22 protein-coding genes are annotated in these 23,172 nt (G+C 42.7%); 8 read left to right on the top strand and 14 right to left on the bottom strand.

Going from position 1 to position 23,172, the window contains the following annotated elements:
- The first annotated feature begins 140 nt into the window (after positions 1-140).
- Positions 141-653 carry a sigma-70 family RNA polymerase sigma factor gene (locus MKY97_RS07965; protein ID WP_342554918.1) on the top strand — a complete coding sequence of 171 codons (513 nt, stop codon included), beginning with the start codon at positions 141-143 and terminating at the stop codon, positions 651-653.
- Positions 653-1,729, top strand: coding sequence for an anti sigma factor C-terminal domain-containing protein (locus MKY97_RS07960; protein ID WP_342554917.1), 1,077 nt, complete (start codon positions 653-655; stop codon positions 1,727-1,729). The genes MKY97_RS07965 and MKY97_RS07960 overlap by 1 nt, the downstream gene beginning before the upstream one ends.
- 175 nt (positions 1,730-1,904) lie before the next feature.
- Here MKY97_RS07960 and MKY97_RS07955 read toward each other — a convergent pair whose 3' ends face one another.
- The 5 genes from MKY97_RS07955 to MKY97_RS07935 form a co-directional block, all read right to left on the bottom strand.
- Complete coding sequence (locus MKY97_RS07955) at positions 1,905-2,768, bottom strand: DUF4085 family protein (RefSeq protein ID WP_342554916.1); 864 nt, start codon at positions 2,766-2,768, stop codon at positions 1,905-1,907.
- Positions 2,769-2,807: 39 nt separating this feature from the next.
- Positions 2,808-3,317, bottom strand: a complete 510-nt coding sequence (locus MKY97_RS07950) for a hypothetical protein (RefSeq protein WP_342554915.1) — start codon at positions 3,315-3,317, stop codon at positions 2,808-2,810.
- 60 nt (positions 3,318-3,377) lie between these two features.
- Positions 3,378-3,602, bottom strand: coding sequence for a hypothetical protein (locus tag MKY97_RS07945; protein WP_342554914.1), 225 nt, complete (start codon positions 3,600-3,602; stop codon positions 3,378-3,380).
- A gap of 225 nt (positions 3,603-3,827) precedes the next feature.
- Positions 3,828-4,094 carry a hypothetical protein gene (locus MKY97_RS07940; protein WP_342554913.1) on the bottom strand — a complete coding sequence of 89 codons (267 nt, stop codon included), beginning with the start codon at positions 4,092-4,094 and terminating at the stop codon, positions 3,828-3,830.
- Positions 4,095-4,156: 62 nt separating this feature from the next.
- A complete protein-coding gene (locus tag MKY97_RS07935; protein WP_342554912.1) occupies positions 4,157-4,570 on the bottom strand; it encodes a helix-turn-helix domain-containing protein in 414 nt (137 codons plus the stop codon).
- A 275-nt stretch (positions 4,571-4,845) separates the two neighbouring features.
- On the opposite strand from MKY97_RS07935, the gene MKY97_RS07930 reads away from it, so the two are divergent.
- On the top strand, positions 4,846-5,442 hold the full coding sequence (locus MKY97_RS07930) for an NAD(P)H oxidoreductase (RefSeq protein WP_342554911.1): 597 nt from the start codon (positions 4,846-4,848) through the stop codon (positions 5,440-5,442).
- A 221-nt stretch (positions 5,443-5,663) separates the two neighbouring features.
- On the opposite strand, the gene MKY97_RS07925 is transcribed toward MKY97_RS07930, so the two are convergent.
- Complete coding sequence (locus MKY97_RS07925; RefSeq protein WP_342554910.1) at positions 5,664-6,305, bottom strand: FusB/FusC family EF-G-binding protein; 642 nt, start codon at positions 6,303-6,305, stop codon at positions 5,664-5,666.
- 516 nt (positions 6,306-6,821) lie between these two features.
- On the opposite strand from MKY97_RS07925, the gene MKY97_RS07920 reads away from it, so the two are divergent.
- Complete coding sequence (locus MKY97_RS07920; protein ID WP_342554909.1) at positions 6,822-7,163, top strand: hypothetical protein; 342 nt, start codon at positions 6,822-6,824, stop codon at positions 7,161-7,163.
- Between the two features lie 30 nt (positions 7,164-7,193).
- Positions 7,194-7,805, top strand: coding sequence for a hypothetical protein (locus tag MKY97_RS07915; RefSeq protein WP_342554908.1), 612 nt, complete (start codon positions 7,194-7,196; stop codon positions 7,803-7,805).
- 250 nt (positions 7,806-8,055) lie between these two features.
- Here MKY97_RS07915 and MKY97_RS07910 read toward each other — a convergent pair whose 3' ends face one another.
- The 4 genes from MKY97_RS07910 to MKY97_RS07895 all read right to left on the bottom strand — a co-directional run bounded on the left by MKY97_RS07910 (position 8,056) and on the right by MKY97_RS07895 (position 11,304).
- Positions 8,056-8,523, bottom strand: a complete 468-nt coding sequence (locus MKY97_RS07910) for a GNAT family N-acetyltransferase (protein ID WP_342554907.1) — start codon at positions 8,521-8,523, stop codon at positions 8,056-8,058.
- Between the two features lie 78 nt (positions 8,524-8,601).
- On the bottom strand, positions 8,602-9,261 hold the full coding sequence (locus MKY97_RS07905; RefSeq protein WP_342554906.1) for a hypothetical protein: 660 nt from the start codon (positions 9,259-9,261) through the stop codon (positions 8,602-8,604).
- A 293-nt stretch (positions 9,262-9,554) separates the two neighbouring features.
- On the bottom strand, positions 9,555-10,427 hold the full coding sequence (locus tag MKY97_RS07900) for a carbohydrate ABC transporter permease (protein ID WP_342554905.1): 873 nt from the start codon (positions 10,425-10,427) through the stop codon (positions 9,555-9,557).
- A gap of 19 nt (positions 10,428-10,446) precedes the next feature.
- Complete coding sequence (locus MKY97_RS07895) at positions 10,447-11,304, bottom strand: ABC transporter permease subunit (RefSeq protein WP_342556279.1); 858 nt, start codon at positions 11,302-11,304, stop codon at positions 10,447-10,449.
- A gap of 455 nt (positions 11,305-11,759) precedes the next feature.
- Between MKY97_RS07895 and MKY97_RS07890 the strand changes: the two genes are divergently transcribed.
- The 3 genes from MKY97_RS07890 to MKY97_RS07880 all read left to right on the top strand — a co-directional run bounded on the left by MKY97_RS07890 (position 11,760) and on the right by MKY97_RS07880 (position 17,724).
- Positions 11,760-13,571 carry a histidine kinase gene (locus MKY97_RS07890; protein ID WP_342554904.1) on the top strand — a complete coding sequence of 604 codons (1,812 nt, stop codon included), beginning with the start codon at positions 11,760-11,762 and terminating at the stop codon, positions 13,569-13,571.
- Between the two features lie 502 nt (positions 13,572-14,073).
- Positions 14,074-15,681 carry a response regulator gene (locus tag MKY97_RS07885; RefSeq protein WP_342554903.1) on the top strand — a complete coding sequence of 536 codons (1,608 nt, stop codon included), beginning with the start codon at positions 14,074-14,076 and terminating at the stop codon, positions 15,679-15,681.
- Positions 15,682-16,041: 360 nt separating this feature from the next.
- The gene (locus MKY97_RS07880) at positions 16,042-17,724 is read left to right on the top strand and encodes an ABC transporter substrate-binding protein (RefSeq protein ID WP_342554902.1); all 1,683 of its coding nucleotides are present in this window, start codon (positions 16,042-16,044) and stop codon (positions 17,722-17,724) included.
- A 141-nt stretch (positions 17,725-17,865) separates the two neighbouring features.
- On the opposite strand, the gene MKY97_RS07875 is transcribed toward MKY97_RS07880, so the two are convergent.
- The 4 genes from MKY97_RS07875 to MKY97_RS07860 all read right to left on the bottom strand — a co-directional run bounded on the left by MKY97_RS07875 (position 17,866) and on the right by MKY97_RS07860 (position 23,090).
- On the bottom strand, positions 17,866-18,177 hold the full coding sequence (locus MKY97_RS07875) for a hypothetical protein (protein ID WP_342554901.1): 312 nt from the start codon (positions 18,175-18,177) through the stop codon (positions 17,866-17,868).
- A 33-nt stretch (positions 18,178-18,210) separates the two neighbouring features.
- A complete protein-coding gene (locus MKY97_RS07870) occupies positions 18,211-18,333 on the bottom strand; it encodes a hypothetical protein (RefSeq protein WP_342554900.1) in 123 nt (40 codons plus the stop codon).
- 348 nt (positions 18,334-18,681) lie between these two features.
- A complete protein-coding gene (locus MKY97_RS07865; protein ID WP_342554899.1) occupies positions 18,682-20,652 on the bottom strand; it encodes an NACHT domain-containing protein in 1,971 nt (656 codons plus the stop codon).
- A 194-nt stretch (positions 20,653-20,846) separates the two neighbouring features.
- The gene (locus tag MKY97_RS07860; protein ID WP_342554898.1) at positions 20,847-23,090 is read right to left on the bottom strand and encodes a protein kinase; all 2,244 of its coding nucleotides are present in this window, start codon (positions 23,088-23,090) and stop codon (positions 20,847-20,849) included.
- Positions 23,091-23,172 lie beyond the last annotated feature (82 nt).

Here is a 23,172-nt window from a genome sequence, read left to right as displayed (position 1 = left end):
TTGAACACCTCCCTGATGAATATGAACTGATGTGTCTGACAAAAGGATGGTCCAACCCAAGTCATACCTAAACTTTCAATTTAATTGTAACATTTTTCAACTCCATCCGTTGTCTTATTTGAAGGAGGATGAAATCTGGAATGAGGAGTGATTTATATGCCAAACTGTTCAAACAGTACCAATCCTCCCTGCAGCTCTATCTATACCGGATGTGTGGATCACAGGAGATCGCTGAGGAGTTAGTTCAAGAAACATTTTACAGAGCTATGGTATCGATGAAAACAAACCATGCAGCCTACGCCCGAGCGTGGCTGTACAAAGTAGCCAGACATTTATTTATCGACTGGTATCGAAAAAATCGCGGAGAATTGGAAATGAGCCGGGAATTGGAGAAACAAGGTGTAGAAAATACATATCGTACGCCTGAGGAAATGCTCGCTGCCCGTGAACGATCAAAGCTCATTCAGCAGGTGATGAAAAAGCTTCCCGAACAGTATCGGACTGTACTGCTGCTGCGAGAGTTGAATGAGCTGTCCTATAAGGAACTCTGTGAGGTTCTGGATATGAATATGAGCCAGGTCAAGGTAACCCTGTTCCGTGCCAGAGCACGGTTCAAAGAAGAGATGTTACAGATGAAAGGAGAGAATGAATAATGTCCAAACCAACAGGAACAGACGATCTGTATGTGCTGCATCAGGATGATTTTGAACCGCAGCGCCCGGAATGGAGTCATAAGCAGTTCAGACGCATGGTATGGAGAACACGCTGGAAATTTTTCCTCAATGCGGGGGGAACTCTTCTTGTCGTTGTTATACTCTATCACGTCTATGTGTCTGCACTGCATATCTATTTCGATCAATCGAAAGTGCGCAATGAGTTTATGCGTTCGATTGTATCTGTAGTTGAGATGAACGGTGACGGACTTCGAGTGGATAAGTCGAATAGGGGGCCGTTTGAAGTTACCCCTTTTCTGACACAGAAGGCTAATCTGAAAGTATATCGCCAGGTCGGCTCATGGGAAGTAATCACTGGCGAGGTTCAGGCCGAACTTAGTATTACCGGTAAATTCAGTTATAAGATTACCAAGACAGGAGCTTATCTGAATGGCAATGATACAGGTCCGTTCTACCTTCCGTATGATTTAGTCGATGGCAAACCTGAACAGGAAGGTTCTGAGCAAAACAGCAGCCTCAAGCGGCTTCGTCAAATAGATGACGGACATGTCGCCGAGATGTCGATGTCTTTGAAAAATCTGAAATCGCCTGAGCAGCTGATGCAGATTCTCTCTAAATACGATGTTGGAGTCACGGCTATGCCCATCTATTCAGGCGAGCTGCAGGAAAAGAATCTTTCCTATTCACGTGCAGGTATGTTCGACTACAATACGCCTCATCTGAGTCTCAAACCTCTGTATGAAATGGAGGAAGATGGATCCAGATGGTTTATTTACTTTCCCACAGAACCTGAAGATCAGAGGCAGGCACAGTCAGAAGGATCGATGAAGGAACAGGTCGAATTTATGATGTCTGATCTGGAATGGATGTCCGGTAATTTGAATTACAGTGGTCAGGAATTCGATCAGCGGCGACTGGCCTATTTGAAGAAAAATGGCGTACAAGTATATGGGGCGGTTGTAACCGGTCCTGTACGTGAACTGCAGAAAATTGCTCAAAATCCCGAATTTCATCATGTGCATCTGAATCGGGTAGAGATATGGAATTGGGATTAGATTTAGATTTGATTTGATTTGATTAGATTTGATTTGATTATGGTAGACAAAGAGATCCTGCCTTTCTATGAAGGGGCAGGATCTCTTAACTTGGATATTGGTCATCCGCAGCGGTTCAATGTTCTCTTCTGCAGACGGAGGTACAGATATTTCATTCATAATATCTTCTCCCTCCTTACTCGATCTCTGCGATAATATCAGCACACCGCACAATCAGTTCAGGCTTCGATCCCCCGTCCAAAAGAACATGCAGCTCATATCCGTTGTCGATTCGATACAGTTCCTCGTACAGCCAGTATGTTCCTACAATCTCGCCCTTCTGCTTGACTATTTCAGCTGCAGTTAGTGTAAGTTTATTCACCTCGGTGAAACCTCCGTCTGTATCAAAGCGAATGACAAGGTCATCGCCTGTCAGCAGTTCGGTCACGGTGCAATCATGGAACTGTATCCGGCGGCGCACGTCAACCGGAATTTGCTGCGCTGCCATAACTTCTCTGTACGCCTGCTGTACACGCTGCATCTCTTCTGTATTTTCTGCACTTTTTTTCTTCAGCTGCTCCATGACTTCTCTCGTGCAGTACCCCAGGGAGAACACGCGGATATCCGCAATCTGTTCCAATATTTCAGTGGGTAAACGCTCTGCATGGAACTCGTAATGCCCCCGCATGGATTGTTCGTAATCTTCTTTGCACTTCTTTGTATCAAACGCAGGACGGGCATCAAACTCGGCGATCATGTTCTCAATACGTTCGCGCTCTTCGGGAGGCATATGGTAAACGATCTGATCTGCTGGCGTGACCTCTTCACCGCTAAAAGCTTTGTCTGCTCTTGTCAGCACCTGACCATCATGCTCCAGCATGTAACGAGGGTCGGTGTCGTACATCTCTCGCTGAAACTTGACATACTCCTTTTCCTTCCGCTTATACAGCCTTTCGAAAAGGGCTTCATCCAGCGAAGCCGCTCCTCTATGTACTCGCATTCCAAAATGCAGTCCTGTCTGCTGACATAAATCGTACCACTCATTCGTTAAAAATTTCATAGGCATCTCTCCTGCTGCTCTTGCATTTTTAGACACACCCTAGATAGAAGCGTATAACTTTTTAATCTGCGAAGCGAATTTGGCTGCACCGGGAATATGTGTGCGTTTGAAAAAAGCGGTCAGCTGTTTCGGATGATTTTGGACCAGATCATATTCAATAACCGTGTTCGCGATGACCGATCTTGTAAAACCGAGCACCTCCACCACCTCGGAACGGTCCCCTTCCTCCAGTTCTTCACCCTCGGCAAATTCGCCGTCAGGATCATCCGTCAACTGCTCACTGAACGTTAGTCTGGCAGTCACATAAGCCATAACCTGTTCCTTGCCCTCTTCGATCTGTGCCATGATCCACTGCACACATTCCTCTTCAGTTGGAGCAGCGGCATCGAAACCTTCCAGAACATATTTCCGTTCTCGAAAAGATTCCATCAGCATAGGTGCTTCATAACCGGCATGCTCCACAAATTGAACCTGAGGTTTAAGCTGAACGACTTCAGCCGTCAAATTTTTATACCAATCGCCGGTTAGAAATTGTTCGATCGTTATCATGACTGCTCCTCCTGAATTTCCAAGTCCAACTATCGTTTACTTATACACAGACGTATCTGTTTACGCCAAAGTTTGAAAGAATTTATGTTTTATTTCTTTATGGTTCTGTTCGGCCCACTGCTGCACTGCTTCTACCCCTGCGGTTTCCTGACCTTTCTGAAAATAAAAGCATAGATCCATCGGCACAATTCGTTTGCCATAAAGCTTAATCCCGATCCGTCTGTAATTCATATAGATACACTCAATCTGGGAAGCCTCATATTTCTGCTTTTTGGTAGAGATCACATGATCATGTTCCAGCTTAACCCTAGGTTTGGGGGACAACAATCGACGAATAAGAAAGACAATATAAATTAGAACATAGAGAAATATCAATAACCCGAAGTACTCTAAAACACCATTTCCATCAAAAGAAACCGTTCTGAACAAAATCACCTCAAGAACTAACATACACATCAAGTTCAATACTGCTCTTGGATAAATCACCTGGAATGTGATAAGTTATCCCTCCTATTCAATCTCCTTCGGGATTCGCAGCCACTTGGAAGGAGTCTTTTTTGCGAAATGCTTTTCAACAAAATCTAAAATGTCATCAATTCCGGGCAGTGCGGCGTTATGTTTGGCATCGTAAAACGTCATCCATTGATACTCACGATGCTCATGATTTAACCGCACTGTCTGATCCTCGGGCACATAACCGACAAATACAGGAGCCATATAGATATAATCTCCGATTGGTGAATAGAACTGTTCGAACTGGTTCGGCAACCCCTTCACAGCGGATAGGCACTGCCGGTTTGGCCTATTCGGTATGCTCCATTCATTCAGCCTCCTGTTGTTCAGCTTTCGGTAGATTTGAATTTCTCCAGTACCTTCGACCGATCCCCGTATACCTTATCCAGATGTTCTTCTCCCCAGTAACATAAAAGGTCCAGAGCCGGTTTCAGCCCGAATGCATACTCCGTCAGCTCATACTCCACCTTGGGAGGGATTTCGGAGTATACCCTGCGCTGCACAATCTCGTCTTTTTCAAGCGCTCTGAGCTGTGTGGTCAGCATTTTCTGCGTAATGCCTTGAATCAACCGCCGCAGCTCCGATGTACGTTTACGTCCTGTAAACAAATGATAAATAATTAACGGCTTCCACTTCCCGCCCATCACCTCCAAAGCGGCTTCGACACCAACTCTATATTTCTTCGGGACAGCCACATCTACAACCGTCTCCGCATCCGTCTTCCCTTGTTCTGCCACCATCGATCCCTCCATAGTCCATGTACGTTAACCCCATATTCACACTGACACAGGCTCAGTAGAACAACCTTACTCAATCTCTCCATCTGCATTCCGGACCGCATATTCGCGTCACATCGCGGTCTGCTCATCAAGGTACATTCATGTTCTCAGGGTACTTTTTTCTCCCTATAGAACATCAAAGTGCGTACTTCCAGATGTTCTCAACCCTGTTTATAATAGCATCAGCAGAGGAGCTGTGGCTACCGAACCAAACTCCAGAAAGGTTGTGATTGATAATGAACGTACTCGTCGTTGTATCCCATTCACGCAAAGATTCCCTGACTTTCCAGGTTACCGATCGCTTTGTTCAAGGTCTGACAGAGGCAGGCCACCAAACAGAAATCGTGGATTTACATGAGATTGGTTTTGATCCGATTCTGCGAGCAGAAGATGAGCCTGACTATACGCAGGAGAATCAGCGCTTCTCCCCTCAGATTGAAACGGAGATCCAGCGGCTTAAGAAACACGATGCGATTGCTTTTGTATTCCCTTTGTGGTGGTGGCATCTGCCAGCCATGCTGAAAGGGTACATTGACCGTGTAATGAACAACAGCTTTGCCTACGGTACGAACAAGCTGCATCATCAGCAGATTTTATGGCTCGCTCTTGCCGGGGTAACGGAAGAACAGATGAACAAGCGCAGCTATGGTGATTCGATCCGCAATCTGCTTAATGTCGGTATCGCCGATTACTGCGGCGTGTCTAATTCAAAGGTTGAGTTCCTATACCATACCGTAGATGCCCCACCGGAACACTATGAGGAACTGCTGCATCAGGCGTATGCGTTGGGCGTTAACTATGCCGGCGTATCAACCGAGCAGCTAACAACATAAATGATGATGTACATGTACCGTTAACGATTGGACAAACAGAACCCCTATTGTGCTTCACATGCTTCGCCTTTGGAAAAATAAATCATCCGTTTCCGCGTTTCAAGAGCGGTATGGTAAGTAAGAACCCAAGCTTATATTAAAAAAGGTCGCTCCAATGAGCGACCTTTCTGGTCTGTAATGCTGCTTGTTTCGTAATATACGCTGTACGCAGCTCTCCAGCCTTATTTAACAGCTGCAAGCAGAAATCTCTCCAGCATGCTGATATCCGTGATGCTCTCGTTGCACGCCTTATCATCCATACACACATACTGACCGATGGAAGCAAAATGGTCCGCCGACGATCCCTTGGTCTTCACATTGAAAAATCCAAGCTCCTGATGACGATGACAGAACATACAGTACCCCTTCTTGTTCGTGGCGGTGATGCGTCCCTCAATCCCGAGGAACTTACCCTCGTGTGGATACACGATGAACAAGCGGCTTGTCGCAATGTCGACCCATCGCAGATAGGTAGTGTGTGCGTAATCGATCGATTCCAGATCGGGCAGCTTGAGCTTTTTGGCCTTCGGAAACAGCTTCTGAATCTGCTTGGCTGTGACCTGTGGATATGGAATCAGGTAGTCCTCAAGCTGATTCAAGTAGGTCTGCACGTCATGCGGCGTCGCGTACGTGGACAGCTGCTCCAGCAGGTGTGTCTGCTCTACCGTCGGATCCTCGAAGATGCCAGCGGCATTCGTACTGACGGTGTACCGGACCGTATCCAACACTTTGGGGTCCACGACCGAGCGCAGCGTTTTCACTAGAAATTCGGCTTGTTTATAAATATAGTTAAATTGATGGTTATGAATAAATGGTGTTTGCATGGCCTTCAGCCCCTTATTTATAGTGGTCGAGCAAATAAGGTGCAAAGCCTGCGGGTTGAACCATGATGTTAATGCTTCTTTCAGGGCACACGATCTCATTTTGTCGCGCCCTACACAAAGTCCGCCCCTATTCAGGCTTTGCGTAAGGCTTTCTAGCGAACGAGCAATCCGGCACAGTCCATATTGCCACGTCATAACCCCCAATGCAGTCGATATACGAAAATTATAGCAGGAATGGGGGAAAGGGGGCAATGCAGTTTATTGTCTTAGTTTCTTCCGCACTGGTGCATAAGACCATTTGTATACAGCCCCTGATACAAAAGCGACAAATACAACGACATGTTTAAATTTTAATTTCTAAATTCAAAAATTCAATTGTTGTCAGCACAATCTGAATTCATCCCAAATTAATTCCCTCAGCATCAATTAAAATTTATGTTGTCTGCACCATTTGGAAAAGTTAGTATTAAGAATACTTATATCTCTAACAAAATTACTTAATAAGGAGAATACTCTATGCATCCACATATAAAAGCTCTTATGGCAACCTTTAATAAATCAACATTAAAAGATTTTCAAGCATTTTTAAGGCCATTTAATGAAGCAGAAGTAACAAAATGGATAATATGTAGTGATTACTGTATAGAAGATAAAAGTAAATTTTATGACTCAATGACATTTACCTTAATCCCTTATGTTCTTTCCTTCGAAGAATTGCAAGAATTTATCAATGAAATCGCTCCTACAGATTTAAAGAAAACACAAAGCATCGATGAACGATTCACTACTTTTATAAAATCAGGGCTAACCTTCTCCTTCTCGTTTATATTTCAAAAAGGTAAGAGAAATTTTTTTTAAAAAGCAGATATGAATCAATACATAGAAGATATGAATCGTTTAAAAGATCAATACCAGAAATGGATTATAAATACACCTCAAAATAAAGTATATTATGAAAGTGTAATAAAAAAACTCAATAAATTAGAGCAAGAAATGAGAAGGGACAGTTTTAATAAGAAGTTATTTCATAACATAATAATAGTCCAAATGTTAGTTGCATTTATAATGGCTACGCTAAAAAAAGAAACAGATCATACTATAGAGATAATATCATGGTTATCTGATAGAGATAAAATTGTAGATTCATATGAGAGTTTAGCTTATGATATAGCCCACTCCTCATTTCATGAATTGTGTACACGGATGGGCCTTAATACTCAAAACACTACAGAAAGATTTCTTATTGCTTCGACTGACAAAAACACAAATCAGCTTTGGTTTGATGAAATGCTGCGCGTCCCAGATTTGATCACAGGTGCAACTGCTGGAAGAAATTATTTGCCTAAGAAAAAAGATAAATACGATCTTATATTCGAAAAAGTCTTTTCCGAAAACAAGTATTTGTCCATTATAGATTGCACTAGAAAAAATAATGTAGGTAGATTGAATGTATTGAAAAAGCAACAAAAAAGTAATACACAAGTTAAAGAACAGTCATAATATTCGATTTCTCTCTAAATTTATCTGAGTTATAATCCATGAACATTTTGTATACAAGTGAGCAATTTAATTGGTTATTGGAACTATAAATAATTCATATATATAGAGCTTGAAAATCTACTTTTAATCAAACTTTCTAAATCTAGGTGTTGCGTAACTACAGATGTCAAACACTCTCTTACCATCACGAATTTTAATAACTGGAACAACATATTGACTTTTTCAACTAGCTCAAAACCATTTAAACGTACTATAACACTAATATCGCCTGCACCTCACCACAAGCCAGTACGTCACCCGTAAGCTGAAAACCAAGCGAGTCATAGATTTTCTTGGCTGCCGCATTTTCCGGTTTATACGTCAGCTCTACCACTTTGGCTTTGCCGCGAGGGGCTGATTGTGCATACTCTATCGCTTTCTCTACCATTTCTCTGCCGTATCCCTGGCCCTGGTACCGATGATCGATCATCATTTTGAAAATACCATAGCTGCTGTAATCGAAATTCCCGTCCCCATCGTCATAATACATCGAAATAAATCCGATCATTCGTTCTTCCTTGTATACCGCAAATGTGATAATAATCTGCCCCTCATCCGAGGCTATGTACGCTTCTGCAAGTGCATGCTGGTTCGAAGAGATGAACTGCTGCTGTTCTGGAGAGACTTTAAGTTCGATACATTCAATAAAATTATCCCAAGTGATCTTTCTGAATTCCATTTGATTTCCCCCTGATTTAGTGTGAACTGCTCATGTTATCACTGCACCTTATCACTGGACTATGCCGAAATTGCCTATTTAGTACTTCTCTTGAAATCGCTCGCTCCACCAGTGCTGTTTCATTAAATAGTCGGTTCTGATCGGCATAATGACGTATTCGTCCGTAACCTCAATCGGCTTAGTTGGACCGTTATAGATTAAATCCACATTTAAATGAAACGGTTGAATTCGCCTACCCACTTCCATCTCAAACTCCTGTACATAGCGTATAATATCAGGTTTACCTTCCCAGTAATGCATGGCGGCTTGTCCTCCCGCAGGCATGTTCCACCACTGGATGAAGCACGGCCATTGTGCTGCCAAAGCTTCCCTTAATCCCTGATGTTCGATAGCTGCGAAATGCGGCGGTTCCAGAACAAAAGGAGATGCGCAGCTATGGTTAAGGTGTGCAAACAAGGTATGAGACACAGCTGGATCCGGTGTTTGGGATTTTGATGCAGCGTTTTGAAGGAACTTTGCTTCCGCTTTTCGTTGAATGCTGCCCTCCCAGAAATCATTCCACTGTGCCTCAAGCTCCTGATGAAGCTGCTCCGGTAATACGACCTGTCTATCAGGCCAAGCACCGTGCTTATCAAAGTATTCATCACAGATGCTGTACGCTCTCGCAACATAAACCAAAAAGTTTAATTTAACATCGCTTGATATACATACAGACCAGGAATCTGGATCTGAAATCATGCCGCGCTTCCCCCCTATCTTACTGCACTTGTAAAACTTGCTTAGAAAATATGATCATAGGTAATGGTAACTATGGAATAACAAGAATCAGAATTCCATTTTATTTTTCCTATCGTACCATTTTATTCAAGTAAAGGTAACAGGACAGATTCAAGTGTTTTTATGCAAAAAAAGAAGCGCCTCCCTAGCCTTCCCCAGTTTGGCAGCTTCCTCTATATCTACTTGCACACTCCGATGACACGTGTAAATACGTCGTTCAACTTATACAGCGATACTTTATACAACCGAACGCCCTATTCCTTCACAGCCCCAACTACAATCCCGCTTACAAAGTACCGCTGCAGGAACGGATACACCAGCAGGATCGGCAGTGCGCTGATGAAAATTTGCGATGCCCGGATGGTCCGCTGGGACAGGTTCGCAATCGTTTGCGGATCCATCTTGGTCATGTCCCCTTGCACGATGATCGTCTGCATAAATGTCGCCAGAGGCAGCTTCTCCGAATCACGGATGTAGATGATCCCGTCGAAATATGCGTTCCAGTGTCCCACCATCATGAACAAGGACACCGTAGCAATAACGGGCACGGACACGGGCAGATAGATTTTGATAAACGACTGGAAATGACCTGCACCATCGATAAATGCCGCTTCCTCCAGATCCTTCGGCACCGTGCGGAAGAAATTCAGCAGCAGAATAATGTTGAACACCGCCACCAAACCCGGCAGGATCAGTGCCCACAGCGTGTTCATCAGCCCAAGCTTCAGTATGAGGATATATCCCGGAATCAGACCTCCACTGAACAGCATCGTGATGACAAAGTACCACAGGTAGATATTCCGTGCGCGGAACACACGCGTTTCTTTGGAGAGCGCATACGCCGCAAGTGTATTGACGATCAGTGCAAGTCCCGTACCGAGCACCGTCCGCTCCACCGATACCCAGAGCGAGGACAAGAAGTTGGCGTTATCAAATGTCTTCGCATACGCTTCGAACGTAAATCCAATCGGCCAGAATGTCACGAGCCCTGCATTCGCAGGGGCGGACGAACTAAGCGATACCATCAGCAGGTGATACAGCGGCAGCAGGCAGAGCACCGAAAGGATGGTTAGAAACATATTGTTGAAGATGCTGAAAATGCGATAAGGCAGCGTTTTATGATACATGGTTCGTCATCATCCTTTCTTAGAAAATTCGGTATCCCGCAAAACGGTACGCCAGTCGGTACGAGATCACGATGAGGATCAGACTGATGACCGATTTGAACAGATTGACCGCCGTTGCAAAGCTGAACTGTCCGCTCAGCAGACCTTCGCGATACACAAACGTATCGATGATATCCGCCTGCTGATAGATTAATGGGCTGTACAGGTTGAAGATTTGGTCAAAGTTTGCGTTCAACACGTTGCCAAGCGCCAGCGTCGCAATAACGATTCCGATAGGAATGAGTGCCGGAATGGTGATATACATCGTCTGCTTCCAACGCCCAGCTCCATCCACTTCAGCTGCTTCATACAGAGACGGGTTGATGCCCGCCAGTGCCGCGAGGAAGATAATCGTGTTAAAACCAAACTCTTTCCAAACATCACTGACAATAACCGTGAAGCGGAACCAGCTGCCATCCCCGAGGAAGAAAATCGGTTTGATGCCAAACACCGACACCAGAAACTGATTCAATATGCCCGTCTGTGCCAAAATATCGATCAGAATACCGGACAGCGTAACCCAGGACAAAAAGTGTGGCAGATACACCAGTGTCTGGATCGTACGTTTCAGCGCCATCTTGCGTACCTCATTGAGCAGTAGCGCAAAGATAAACGGAATAATCAGGTTCATGACGATCTTCGAGCAGGCAAAGAATAATGTGTTCCACGTTATTTGCAGGAAATAATCATTTTTCCACATATACTCGAAATGCTTCAGCCCCACCCACTCCGAACCCGTGAACCCCCGCGCAGGTTTGTAATCCTGAAAGGCCATTAGAATACCCGACATCGGAATATATGAAAAAATAAAGACCATAATGGCCGCTGGCAGCACCATGAAATGCAGCACCCACGGCTGTTTGTAGCGTTTTTTTCTTTTCTGTTCCAGCTTGTTTCCCGCATTCGCCTGCGGGAGCCGTTGACCCTCCATTTTAGCCTCCATAATGACCTTCTCCTGTTCCCAAAAAAAGTTTTTTGTGTGTCTTGGGCTTCTCTGATATAAATAGTATCAAGCCATTCCGAGGTCTGACTATATAACATTGTTAGGGTCGATAGTGTTTTGTTAGTTTGATCTATATTGATAAGCATCCGTTCCTCACACGAGACACTCCGATGGCAGAATAAACCTCCAATCGCCGTTATCCCCGTATTTCTTTAATCTCCCTTTTTAAGGGAGAAATTCGGTGATAAATGCGAACACTTCGTTTTTCCGGTTTTTTTCTGCCCTCTCCGTTAACGTGTGAGAAAAAGGGCCATTAATATAGTTAGATGTGAATATAGAGGAGACTTTTTATGTATACATGGGGGCGCTTTAACGTTTTTCAAAAAGGAATCCGATCCCGCTTCAGCCTTTTCGCTAAAATCAATCTGTTAATCGTCATTCTGTTCATTCCGATTCTGATCATGTACACCTATTCGAACAACGTCACATATGACGTCGTCAGCAAAGAACTGCAGGTCTCGAACACCAAGCAGCTCACGTTCCTGTCCAGTCAGATCGATTCCCGCATCAACCAGATGATGGATTTCAGTCTTATTCTCTCGCGAGATCCGAATGTGCGGGCCTTCAACGGCCTGAACCTGTGGCAGGATAAGTACGACCAGATGCAGACGCGTTATATCATTCAGGAGAAAATGACGCTCCAGACCGGCGTAACCGATCTCTGGCCTACACGCTATGCGGTATACTCCCAGCAGAACAAAGAGGTTATTGCCAACTACAAACGGGATACCGGCTACGACGAGGCGTATTTGAAAAAAAACATGAGCGGACAATGGACCTACGGGGATCATTCCACCGATTCGAAAGACACACTGCAGTCCTTTTACTGGTTCTATACGGATTCCTTGTCACAATCAGGTGTGCTCACCGGGAGCAATCTGGTCATTGAAGCCAGCTTCAGCTACGAGAACATTCAGAATATGCTCGACACGTACAAAGCAGGCGGGCAGGGCGATCCGATCCTGTATCACAAAGGAAATGCTCCTATCTTGAACCGAACTGCAGACAAGCAATTATCCGGCGAACTGACCCGTTATCTCGACACTCATTCCCTTGAAGATACCACGCAGGATGTCGTAGAACTGGGCGGCAAAAACTATCTCGTCAGCACGGTCAAATCCACGTATTTGGACTGGCATCTGGTCGATGTCGTACCGCTGTATCAGATTCTGCAGCCGATCTCGCTGAGTCAGAACCTGTTCTATGTCTGTATGATTTTGCTGCTCGTTGTGGGCATATCCGCGTCCATCCTGCTCTATCGCAATGTGCAGTACCCGATCCAGAAGCTGATCAAAGGGCTGCGGCGCGTGCAGCAGGGCGATTACTCCGTGCGTTTGCACAGCAATAACCAGAATGAGTTTTCGTTCCTGTTCCACCGTTTCAACGACATGTCCCACCAGATCCAGGATCTGATCGAAAATGTCTTTCAGGAAAAAATCCGGGCCAGAGAAGCGACGTTGAAGCAGCTTCAGGCCCAGATTAACCCGCATTTTTTATATAACTGTCTCGGTTATATCATCAACATGGCTCAGATGAAGGACGAGCAGGCTGTCGTATCCATGGCGCATAACCTGAGTGCATACTATCGCTATACTACCCGAATGGAACGCGAGACCTCTTCGCTGCAGGAAGAGATCCAGCTGCTCGTTAACTATCTGGATATTCAGAAGCTGCGCAACGGCCGCATCGAATATCACATCGATATTCCGGAGCATATGCTTGCCCAATCAGTGCCGCGCTTAATGCTGCAGCCGATGGTCGAGAACTCGGTGATCCATGGTATCGGGAAATCGTACACTTCTGGAGAGATTCGAATTACCGGGGAAAGTGCGAATGGCTTTGGCAAAATATATATCGATGACGACGGCCCGGGCCTCACGCCGGAGCAGTACGAAGCGTTGAACCAGGAAATGCTGGAACCACTGCAAGAGGAGGTCGGCTGCGGTCTTTGGAACACGTATCAGCGCATGATCCACACCTTTGGCAGTCATTCCTACCTCCTGTTCGGTCCATCTCCACTCGGCGGCTTCCGAACCGAAATCGTCTGGGAGATCCCCAGCGAGGATGTGGACAAGGATCGGGGAGATTCGGGGAAGAGTTGATACGGATATAAAAATTTTTGAACAAAACTACGTACACGATAACGCAGAGGACAGAAAAAAAACCTGTAGAAACGAAGGGCCATCCGTAGTTGTCTAAAGCTTATTGAAGTGCTTCATCCATCTGTCGGAAGATTTATTAAGAAGACCTTACTTTAAGTAAAGTCTCCAGCCTTTATATAAGGCCCTATTTTAAAATAAATGTATACCTCATGTGAACTTTAGCGGAGGATTGAAGGAATTCTGGAGAAACGAAGTGTTCGCCTTTCAAGCACCATTTTGACATTCTAATAATCTTAATTCGGAAAATGGGGCTTGAACAGCGATCGAAAGAAACCTTCAACTCCGAAGCGGCCTGTTCACACTTGATCTGTCAATTAATTTTCGAATAAGACTACGTACACGGTAAATCCGAGGATAACAGCGATCGGAAGGTTATTCTGGCATCGGAGTGGCAAGTGTACAGATGTCTTTGTTCAACCAACGTTAAGGAGACAAAACAACTATGCAAATGATTATCGTAGACGACGAAGCACACTGGGTCGATAACCTGTCCATGACCAAACCCTGGCATACGCTCGGGATCGAACAGGTACACCGGGCATACTCTGCTCGCGAAGCCCTGCAGCTGATTGAAACCCATCCGATTGATATCGTGATCTCGGACATCCAGATGCCGGAAATGACAGGTATAGAGCTGATCGAACGCATCCGCATTCGGGACAAAAAAATAAAATGCATCCTCTTATCTGGCTACTCCGAATTCGAGTATGCCAAGAAAGCCATCCAGTACGAAGCCGTGGACTACCTGCTCAAACCGCCAACCGATGACGAACTGATCGGCGCCGTGCAGAAAGCCATCGATCAGTTGAACAATGAATGGGCGCTTGTCAGCTCCCTATCGCGTACACAGTTTACCCTGCGCGAGAATTTACCGCATTTACGGGGGCGCCTTCTTTTGGAAGCCTTACAGGGACATCGGTTGTCCGCCAGCGAATGGGAGCGGAAGCTTGCCAACTACGATCTACCCTTTCATACCGGGGATGCTGCGCTGATGCTGGTCCGCATGGATAATGAGTTCAGCAACTACGACAGCCATGATCAGACCCTGATCGAATATGCCATTATCAACATGGCGGAAGAGATTATGGGTGAGTTTATGCACGTGTGGGGTGTGAAGGAAGAGCACGGGTATGTTGTGTTTTTGCTGCAATTGAAAGAGGCGAACGGCGATATTGGAAAAGAAACCATTCTGGAGAAGCTGTCCATTCAGCTTCAATCCAAAGTAAAACAGTTTCTGAAAGGCTCCCTCTCCATTGTCATGACCGAGTGGTTCACCTTCCCGGAACAGATCTACGATCGCTTCCGTCAGGCTTCCGCCTATTTCCGTCAGATCGTCGGGGATGAGCGTGAATTCGTCATGCGGGTGACCGATGTCGAAGCACCTGCGACCCAAGGTCCGCTGGACGTGCTGTACACACCGCCCACCTTCATTCAGCTGTTAGAGAGCGGCCAATGGGATGCCGCCGAAGACAAAATCCGTGCCGTCTGCGCCGAACTGGACGAGAAATGGTCGGAATCATGGGAACACTGTATGGAGGCCGGATTTCTCATCACCGCTGCTTTCACGAATCTAGCTCATCGGAACAAGCTCACCTTGTCTGGTCTAATGGGCAGTGAGATCGAGCAGCTGCAAAGCGGCGAAGTTTTCTCCACCATCGGCAAACTGCGCAAATGGTCGCTCGGCGTACTCGCCAAACTCAAGGAAGGCACGTCCAACGAGGTCAAAGATACCCGGTCGGAATACGTGAAAAAGATTCAGGAGTTTACCGATAAAAACCTGCATCTGGATGTATCTTTGCGTGTGCTCGCAGATCATGTGAATCTGCATCCAACCCATCTGTCCAAGATTTATAAGATCGAGACTGGCGAAGGCATCAGTGAATATATCGCCCGCCTGCGCATGGATCGGGCCTGCCACAAGCTGGTCACGACCACCAAAAAAGTATATGAGATCAGCTTGGAGATTGGCTATATGGACCCGGCGTATTTTATCAAAGTGTTTAAACGTCAATTCGGCGTGACACCCCAAGAGTACCGCGACCAGCATTAATATGACTAGCGGTTTGCTTTGGATTACGTTACTTATAGATAAGTTAAACTATTCCTTTACACGAGAACGGAGAGGACAGAAAAAACCTGGAGAAGCGAAGCGGTCGCCTTTATCCCCGGATTTCCCCCTTTAAAAAAGGGAATCAAAGAAGTCTGGGGATAACAGCGATTGAAAGGTTCTTCTGTCATCGGAGTGGATTGTGTAAAATCTTTAGTTCAACTTATATAGATTGCGATAACCAAAGTTTTTACACTTTCACTAAGAGAGTCCTATCGAAACTAACAAACTCATATAGATGCCCTCCCGCTCTACTTGGTACAGTTACAGTGTAAAGATCATACATCGTAGGGGGATTGAACAATGATCAAATTCAAAACATGGTGGTCCTTGCTCATGGTTATCGCACTCATCACCATCACTGCATGCGGTAGCAGTGGCGGGTCAGCCAGTGAGAAAGGCACGAATGATACACAAGAGGCTGTCGGCTCTGCGGAAGCGGAAGCGGCGTTTGCCAAAGGAAAATACGACCCACCCATCGAATTCAGCTCCGTGCTGATGCCGAAAAAATACGTACACGGCGATACCAAAGAGAACAACGTACATGACCGCTGGATGCTCGAAACGCTGGGCATGAAGCACAAAGATACGTGGTATCCGGCCACTGACGATCAATACAGACAGAAGCTGCAACTCGCAATTGCGTCTGGCGAGAAGCTGCCTGATTTCGTAACCGTGCCAACGAACGCAGTACTGACGAATCAGCTGATCGACTCCGGTCAATTCATCGCCATTGATGATCTGTTCGAGAAGTATGCAAGCCCGATTCTGAAAGAGCACGCGGCAGCACATCCCGAGCTGTGGTACCCGTTCACCAAGGACGGCAAAAAGTACAACATGCCCATCATGGAGTATACAGATAACGACGATACCTTGCTCTGGCTCCGTGAGGACTGGATGGAAAAGCTGAACCTGGAAGCTCCGAAAACCATCGCAGACCTTGAGAACATCATGGACAAATTCAAAAACGAGAACCCGGACGGTCTGTCTCCAGACAAAGTATTCCCGCTGGCGATCTCGCTGAAAAATAACACCAACACCTGGATGGGTGGACTCGACTGGTTGTTCGGTGCATACGGCACGATTGAAGAGCAATGGAACAAAGACGCAAACGGCAATCTGGAGTACGGCTCCGTGAACCCAGGTGCAAAACAAGCCCTTGCCAAGCTGGCTGAATGGATGGAAAAAGGGTATATCCACGCCGACTCCGCCCTATGGGACGAAGGTAAATCCGCCGAAAGCTGGACCGCTGGCAAAGCCGGCATTCTGCCTGGCGCAAACTGGGTACCGGACTGGCCTGCTCCAGACCTGCTGAAGAACGTACCTGGCGCGAAATACAAAGCCTACCCTGTTCCGGCTGGTCCAGACGGCAAGATCGGTACGAAATGGCAGAACTCTGGCGTCAACGCAAGTATCATGATCAACAAAGATGCGGAGCACCCGGAAGCGATTTTCCTTTACTACAACTATCTGCTGGATAACCTGGCGAACCCGAAAGCGGGAAGCCCGTACGAGTACGGCTTTGCCAAAGGGTACGACTGGGATGTCGTAGACGGTAAACCGACCAGTGACAAAGAGAAGATCAAAGACTTCTCCAACGAATTCCCGTTCCTGACCGGCCCGGCGCGTATTCCGGATCTGTACATGAAAACACTCGTGAAACTCGCGAACGGCGAGAAAGCGGAGACACCTTACGAGAAACAAATGGCTGAATTCCGTAAACCTGAAAACTGGTATGCAGGTAAAGTCGTGATGTCCCAAATCGATATCCGCAAACAAAACTATTTCACAGGTGCAGCCACACCAACCATGGTATCCAAGTGGAACCTGCTCCGTCAGTCCGAACTCGAAACCTTCAACAAAATCATCTACGGCAAACTGCCCATCGAGGCATTCGATCAATTCGTAGCCAACTGGAAATCCAACGGCGGCGACCAGATCACCCAAGAGGTGAATGATTGGTTCAAGTCTGTGAGTGGTAAGTAAGGATTTGTTGTTGGGAAAGTAAAGCCTTAACACCCGAGCCGAAGCGAGTTATTCACGCTTCGGCTCGGGTTTTTAAGTGTAGATCGGGGTCGCTCCCCCATGACTTATGGGTGCGCTTAGTGGATCAAGCCCGCCCATCTCCTAGCTTTGATCCGATTCATGTCCTCTCTCCACCAATATCGACTGACCTAACAAGGAAACCGTTAGCTGAATACCATCTCGCAACCCCTGCATATACAACCGCTCATTCTCTATCCCTCTGCTAACAATGTAACGATTCTCCCATTCAGCATATTCAGGTGGTAGCTCAACATCCTTGCCAGCAAACAAAGCTTCGAACGCTTTGTCGGTTTCCCCACGTACACGACTCAGTTCAGGATCATGCTCGATCCGAGCAGTCACCTCATCCAGCCTTGCCTGAATCGCTTGTTGCAACCACGGTGGAAAATCCATTGCTTCTCCTCCCCTACGCATTATGTAATTCGCTCATTGCTGTACCACTCGACTATGGTTCGCCTTCGTTTCATTAACTCGTGCAACCAGTTCATCCACCCTCCGGCTCTGTTCCTGAACCGCAGGAATGTCCCACAACGACATCGCTTGCTTCAAGGATGCCTCACCAAGCTGATTAAGCTTGCGCCGTTCCTCTTCCAATAAGTCAATAAGTCAAGCAACCGGCTCATACATGCACCTCTCTGATGGGTTTAAACTGCTCCATGTCTTGTTAAGACTAGACATGAGCAGTCATTTTTAATGCAATTCATCCGTACCCGATGTTGTAAAACTAATACTTTCGTCTAATTCAAATTGTAATATAGAATATGAACACTTTAATGCCGAGATCGAATTAAAATAAAAAGAACACCGATAAAAACACCCGGTGTCAAAAAAATTATAAAATATTATTAAAAAGGGGATTCCTACCAAGAATGATAAACTACGTTTCAAAGTCTATTTTTATAAATCAGTAAAAATGTCATTATCATTTATTCTATTCTCAATTAGTTCCTTATAATTTTTCGCTTCGAAATAATTAATAGAGGCTAGGGCATTTTGGATACTAAATATATATTTGATAGCATTATTCATGTATTGCAAATCTTCTGTTTTCGGATTTTCATTTAAAAGTTTATTTGCATACACAAACATCTGTTCCTCTATGCCATTCTCTATAAATTCATCCAATTCATAAGTTTTCACTAATTTATTATTCTTTTTAATTAAAAGATTTAAAATTCTCACAATCCAATGATTCTCTACAAACATGAAACTCATTCCGATACTTCCAGCACTCCATGTTAATTCATAATTATTAAGTTCACTAAGAAAATCAATTTTCTTTTTTTCAAGCTCCTTTTTGATCTCCTCTTTGATTTCCACCTCGTTTCTCCAATCAACTTCGCTCTTATTACCTATCAAATAAATTTTATTGAAAGTTAATTCTAAATACTCTAGATGGACTGGTTGTTTCAATGAATCTATTCCAAATGATTCAATAAAATTTACAAACTTGCTTATTAAAGGATAGATGAAAACTTTATCAAATAATTCTCTATCAATCTCATAATAAAAATCAAGCATGTTCATGTACAAAGTAAAATTGTTACTTTTCAGAATCTTATTTAAAATTTCTTCTCGATTCTGTTGATTATCTATAAAATTTGCTGAAAAGTAATCCATAAAAGATTTGTGTATCCATTTGTAACTTAGTCCTACTTTACTGAATAATGGAACAGTTTCTAAAAAATCTTTCAAAATATTTTCTTCTTTTACATCTTGAAGATATGGACTATTTTTAGCTTGTCCAATTAACTTTAAAAGTTTTCCTTTATCATAATCATTTTCATTTTCCCTTAAACAAAGAAAGCCTAATTTCATAAGTACCTTTTGCATATCACCACTTGTTAATCCGCTATATTTTTCGCGCTTGTAACTATCTTTCGAAAGATCATGTACTTCATATAAAGCATCAAATACTTTTCTATATAAATCTGACTTTAAAGAGGGAATATCTTTTTTATACTTGAACGTAGTATATAAAAACGAAACAAGCATCGGATTTGCTAAAAATGACTTTAAAGTTTCGAAGTTTTCGATTTCTATAAGTTCCTCAATTTGAACTATTATTCTATTGGCTAGATTCAGTCCAGAAACTTTGTCACAATTCCTCAATAATTTATATGCTTCTCTATCTTCTAAATCTTTGATTTGGAATTTTTTAAACTGACCAAAACTCATTAATGAATCATCATGTCTAGAGGTTAAAAAAAACGTATTCTTGTTAGCTGATGATATGAATTTTTTTAAATTAAGTGTCACTTCTTGTTTTTGATGAAAAGGTATTTCATCATATCCATCGAAAAAGAAGATAAAATCTCCCCTCTCAATTAGAGCTAAGATAAGTTCCTTATTGTTTTCTTCTGTCAACTTACTCAAGCTTTCAAAAATATGGTTCAAAATATCTTTGTCTTTCGAAATATTTCTCAATTCAATAAAAATTGGAATTCCCAGATTTTTTGCAATAACAGATAGAAACATTTTCTTCATCAACGTTGATTTGCCCATACCTGCTGTATCTTCTATAACAATTCTTTTATATTTCCTTGCCAAATTACTTGGATATTGAGTAATCGTGTACTCTTCTTCTCTTTCTTCTGAAACTAAAGTCAATGGTACATATATTTGATCTACTTTAATTTGTTGAAGTCCTAAAGCAATAACACTGATAAAGCTTTGTTCTTCAAATGTCTTTTGAATATATTCTGAAAACAATTCATAAGCAAACAACTCTAACTTTTCATTGATCTCTTGCTTTTGTTTGATTTTTGCAAGTTTCGGTTTTAACCATGTATCTAATACATGTTTCACAGGCTCAACTATTAATGAAGATGCTGTTGTGGCGAGAGCTCTGCTCGTAATTTCATCCATTATAATTCTCCTTAATAAAAATTTGGCTTTACAAAAGTTGCGCTTAACGTTCCTGTATTCACGACCCAACGAATGTTGGGTGACCGGCGAATGCCGGGTCAAGGACGGATGTCCGCAGCGTGAATATATTGTTAAGCGATGCTTCTCCTTGTATCTTTTTTGCTTTATAGATACATTTTTAAGATTCAAACGCTTTATGATGGGTATTTGTTCATTTTTATTTCTATATCTTCATACTTCTTTTCGACATCAAAGCGCATCAAATCAATAAAATCCCAGTCACTAATTAATTGCTCTTCATTGCATTCAAGATGATTTTCCCATGCTTCAAGTAGAGTAAAATATAAATATTTGAATTCTCTGCTGTCATTCTCAATATACTCCAAGTCAGGCATAGTATTAATTACCGGAAACTGTTTTTGATGGAGTTTTAATTCATTTTTATTTGAAGCTAATTGTAATCGGCCATCAAAATCTATACATATACGATCATTTTTTGTGGCTATATTTAATAAGTCTAAAAGCTCTTTTTTCGAAAAAATATGAGCTGGTTGTTTTGTCCTAAAACAAGTTACTTCAAAATGCATATTAAATGGAATATCAAATTTATTATTTTTTAAAGGGGAAAAGTGATTCTCAATGATTTCAACATACTTTAGAACTAAATTAAAATCGTTTATTCCAAGGCAGTCCTCAAAAATCTCATCTGCTTTATTCATTGCCTCGTACCAACCTGTAGCATAGTGTACTAATTCGAAGTTTTTAGAAAAATAATAACGTTTTTCTATAAGGTCTTCTTCAAACTTAATATTATAAATTATTTTACTTTTATTAGATGTGAGAGATAATAAATTCGGTATATCCAAGGCAGCCTTTTTTTCTTCCCATAATTCTTTGAAATTTTGAAGCTTTAACTTAAATAATTCACTTTCCTTTTTTCTTTTTTCTTCTAATCTCTTCCGTGCCTCTTCCTTTCTTTTTTCTGCAATCTCTGGATGCTCTTGCTCAAACTTTAGCCTATCTATAAACATCTGAATATAATTTCTAAAATCTTCTGCAGTACCACGATTATGCCTAGCATCATAAGTTGAAGAAATTGAATTATAGTAAGATCCTTTTGCAAACAGAACAAACCCTCCGCTGAGATGTAAACATATTTGTCTTCCAACAGTTAACTTTTGGTCTTCATACTCTAAATATTCTCCTGGCGATATTTCAACCAGTTCTAAATCGTATAATTTTTCATCTGTGTATCTTTCAGGAAATGGTGACTCTATTTCTTCTGTTTCTAAATAAAAATAATTCCAATCGAAAGAGGCATCAAAAGTGTTTAAAGTTAATCTTTTAGGTTTTAGTTTCAACAAATATCCGACTTTTAGTTCTAAAAATCCATCTTCATTTGAAGGTCTAACCTCATCTAAATCCATGCCTCCTCCTCCAGGAAAAAACATATGATTTAAATTGGTATTTGAAATGATACTTAATACATTGCAGATATCTTCAAGCCTTGTCCACGATATTTTTTCAGGCAAAGTAAAAGGTATAATATCTCTTAAATAAAATTCCCACTCTAATATGTTACGTTTTTTATAATTCTGATTTAAAATAAACCATTCCTCTAACATTTTTTTGAATTCCATTGCTACAGGTCTTTCACTAGGTGTATTTGAAGTTGATTCTTTTAACAATGTATGAAGAGTAACTGTAAATTTCTTTTGATAAGCTTTAAAACATATTTTTGAATCTAAATTGAAATCATCAACTTTATGCGAATATTGACCGTCAAATCCGTCTTTTACATCTGTTAGAAGTATCCATAGTGTTTTAGCTAAAGAGTAAATATCTGCAGGTTTACCATCAGACTGTATTGCATTTCTTTTCATTTCAGGGGCGATAGTATTTCTCGGACCTACAGACTCGCCTTTTTCTGTCAATTCAGTTTTTTCAGGATATTCTACTAATCCAAAATCTCCAAAAGCCCATTTATCTTTATAGTAATAAATGTTACTTGGCTTTATATCTCTATGCACAATGTTCTTTTCGTGTAACGAAACTAATATTTTGCTTAAATCATAAACGCACGAAATGACATCTTCCATGCTTTTATTGTTTTTTTTACTTAATGGTATGGCTATCGGCATTGTATACCAAGGCCGATTATCTACAGCAGGTTTTTCTGGAAGGTAAATATCTATTATAGGTATTATTCCTGTTATTTTTTTTTGGTTTTCTTTTACTACGTAAATTTCATCTTTAAATCGACTATATTTTTTATTAAAACTCTTATTATCTGACACTACCAACATCTTCATTGCAAAATAATTATTATCTTTTTGAACTTTGAACACATCTGCATTTCCACCAGTACCCAAGTGACCGATTATTTTATAGCTATCAATAGTCCTACCAAACATTTTTTTTATTTGAAAATTTACCATATTGGATACTCCTTTAATGTCACCGTTTTAGCTTCTGTTATTATAGTATTGTCTCTTAGAAGTTTCGCTTAACATCTAATCT

It is taken from the genome of Paenibacillus sp. FSL R7-0652 (assembly GCF_038595045.1).
Classification (GTDB): Bacteria; Bacillota; Bacilli; order Paenibacillales; family Paenibacillaceae; genus Paenibacillus.
This window is presented reverse-complemented; position numbering and strand designations above follow the sequence as displayed.

Excerpts from the sequence above, each read along its gene's own strand:
- MKY97_RS07865 (WP_342554899.1), bottom strand. The coding sequence starts at position 20,652 with ATGGATGAAATTACGAGCAGAGCTCTCGCCACAACAGCATCTTCATTA.
- MKY97_RS07890 (WP_342554904.1), top strand. The coding sequence starts at position 11,760 with ATGTATACATGGGGGCGCTTTAACGTTTTTCAAAAAGGAATCCGATCC.
- MKY97_RS07875 (WP_342554901.1), bottom strand. The coding sequence starts at position 18,177 with ATGGATTTTCCACCGTGGTTGCAACAAGCGATTCAGGCAAGGCTGGAT.
- MKY97_RS07880 (WP_342554902.1), top strand. The coding sequence starts at position 16,042 with ATGATCAAATTCAAAACATGGTGGTCCTTGCTCATGGTTATCGCACTC.
- MKY97_RS07895 (WP_342556279.1), bottom strand. The coding sequence starts at position 11,304 with ATGGTGCTGCCAGCGGCCATTATGGTCTTTATTTTTTCATATATTCCG.
- MKY97_RS07965 (WP_342554918.1), top strand. The coding sequence starts at position 141 with ATGAGGAGTGATTTATATGCCAAACTGTTCAAACAGTACCAATCCTCC.
- MKY97_RS07860 (WP_342554898.1), bottom strand. The coding sequence starts at position 23,090 with ATGGTAAATTTTCAAATAAAAAAAATGTTTGGTAGGACTATTGATAGC.
- MKY97_RS07885 (WP_342554903.1), top strand. The coding sequence starts at position 14,074 with ATGCAAATGATTATCGTAGACGACGAAGCACACTGGGTCGATAACCTG.
- MKY97_RS07960 (WP_342554917.1), top strand. The coding sequence starts at position 653 with ATGTCCAAACCAACAGGAACAGACGATCTGTATGTGCTGCATCAGGAT.
- MKY97_RS07910 (WP_342554907.1), bottom strand. The coding sequence starts at position 8,523 with ATGGAATTCAGAAAGATCACTTGGGATAATTTTATTGAATGTATCGAA.
- MKY97_RS07930 (WP_342554911.1), top strand. The coding sequence starts at position 4,846 with ATGAACGTACTCGTCGTTGTATCCCATTCACGCAAAGATTCCCTGACT.
- MKY97_RS07950 (WP_342554915.1), bottom strand. The coding sequence starts at position 3,317 with ATGATAACGATCGAACAATTTCTAACCGGCGATTGGTATAAAAATTTG.
- MKY97_RS07955 (WP_342554916.1), bottom strand. The coding sequence starts at position 2,768 with ATGAAATTTTTAACGAATGAGTGGTACGATTTATGTCAGCAGACAGGA.
- MKY97_RS07935 (WP_342554912.1), bottom strand. The coding sequence starts at position 4,570 with ATGGTGGCAGAACAAGGGAAGACGGATGCGGAGACGGTTGTAGATGTG.
- MKY97_RS07920 (WP_342554909.1), top strand. The coding sequence starts at position 6,822 with ATGCATCCACATATAAAAGCTCTTATGGCAACCTTTAATAAATCAACA.
- MKY97_RS07905 (WP_342554906.1), bottom strand. The coding sequence starts at position 9,261 with ATGATTTCAGATCCAGATTCCTGGTCTGTATGTATATCAAGCGATGTT.
- MKY97_RS07900 (WP_342554905.1), bottom strand. The coding sequence starts at position 10,427 with ATGTATCATAAAACGCTGCCTTATCGCATTTTCAGCATCTTCAACAAT.
- MKY97_RS07925 (WP_342554910.1), bottom strand. The coding sequence starts at position 6,305 with ATGCAAACACCATTTATTCATAACCATCAATTTAACTATATTTATAAA.
- MKY97_RS07915 (WP_342554908.1), top strand. The coding sequence starts at position 7,194 with ATGAATCGTTTAAAAGATCAATACCAGAAATGGATTATAAATACACCT.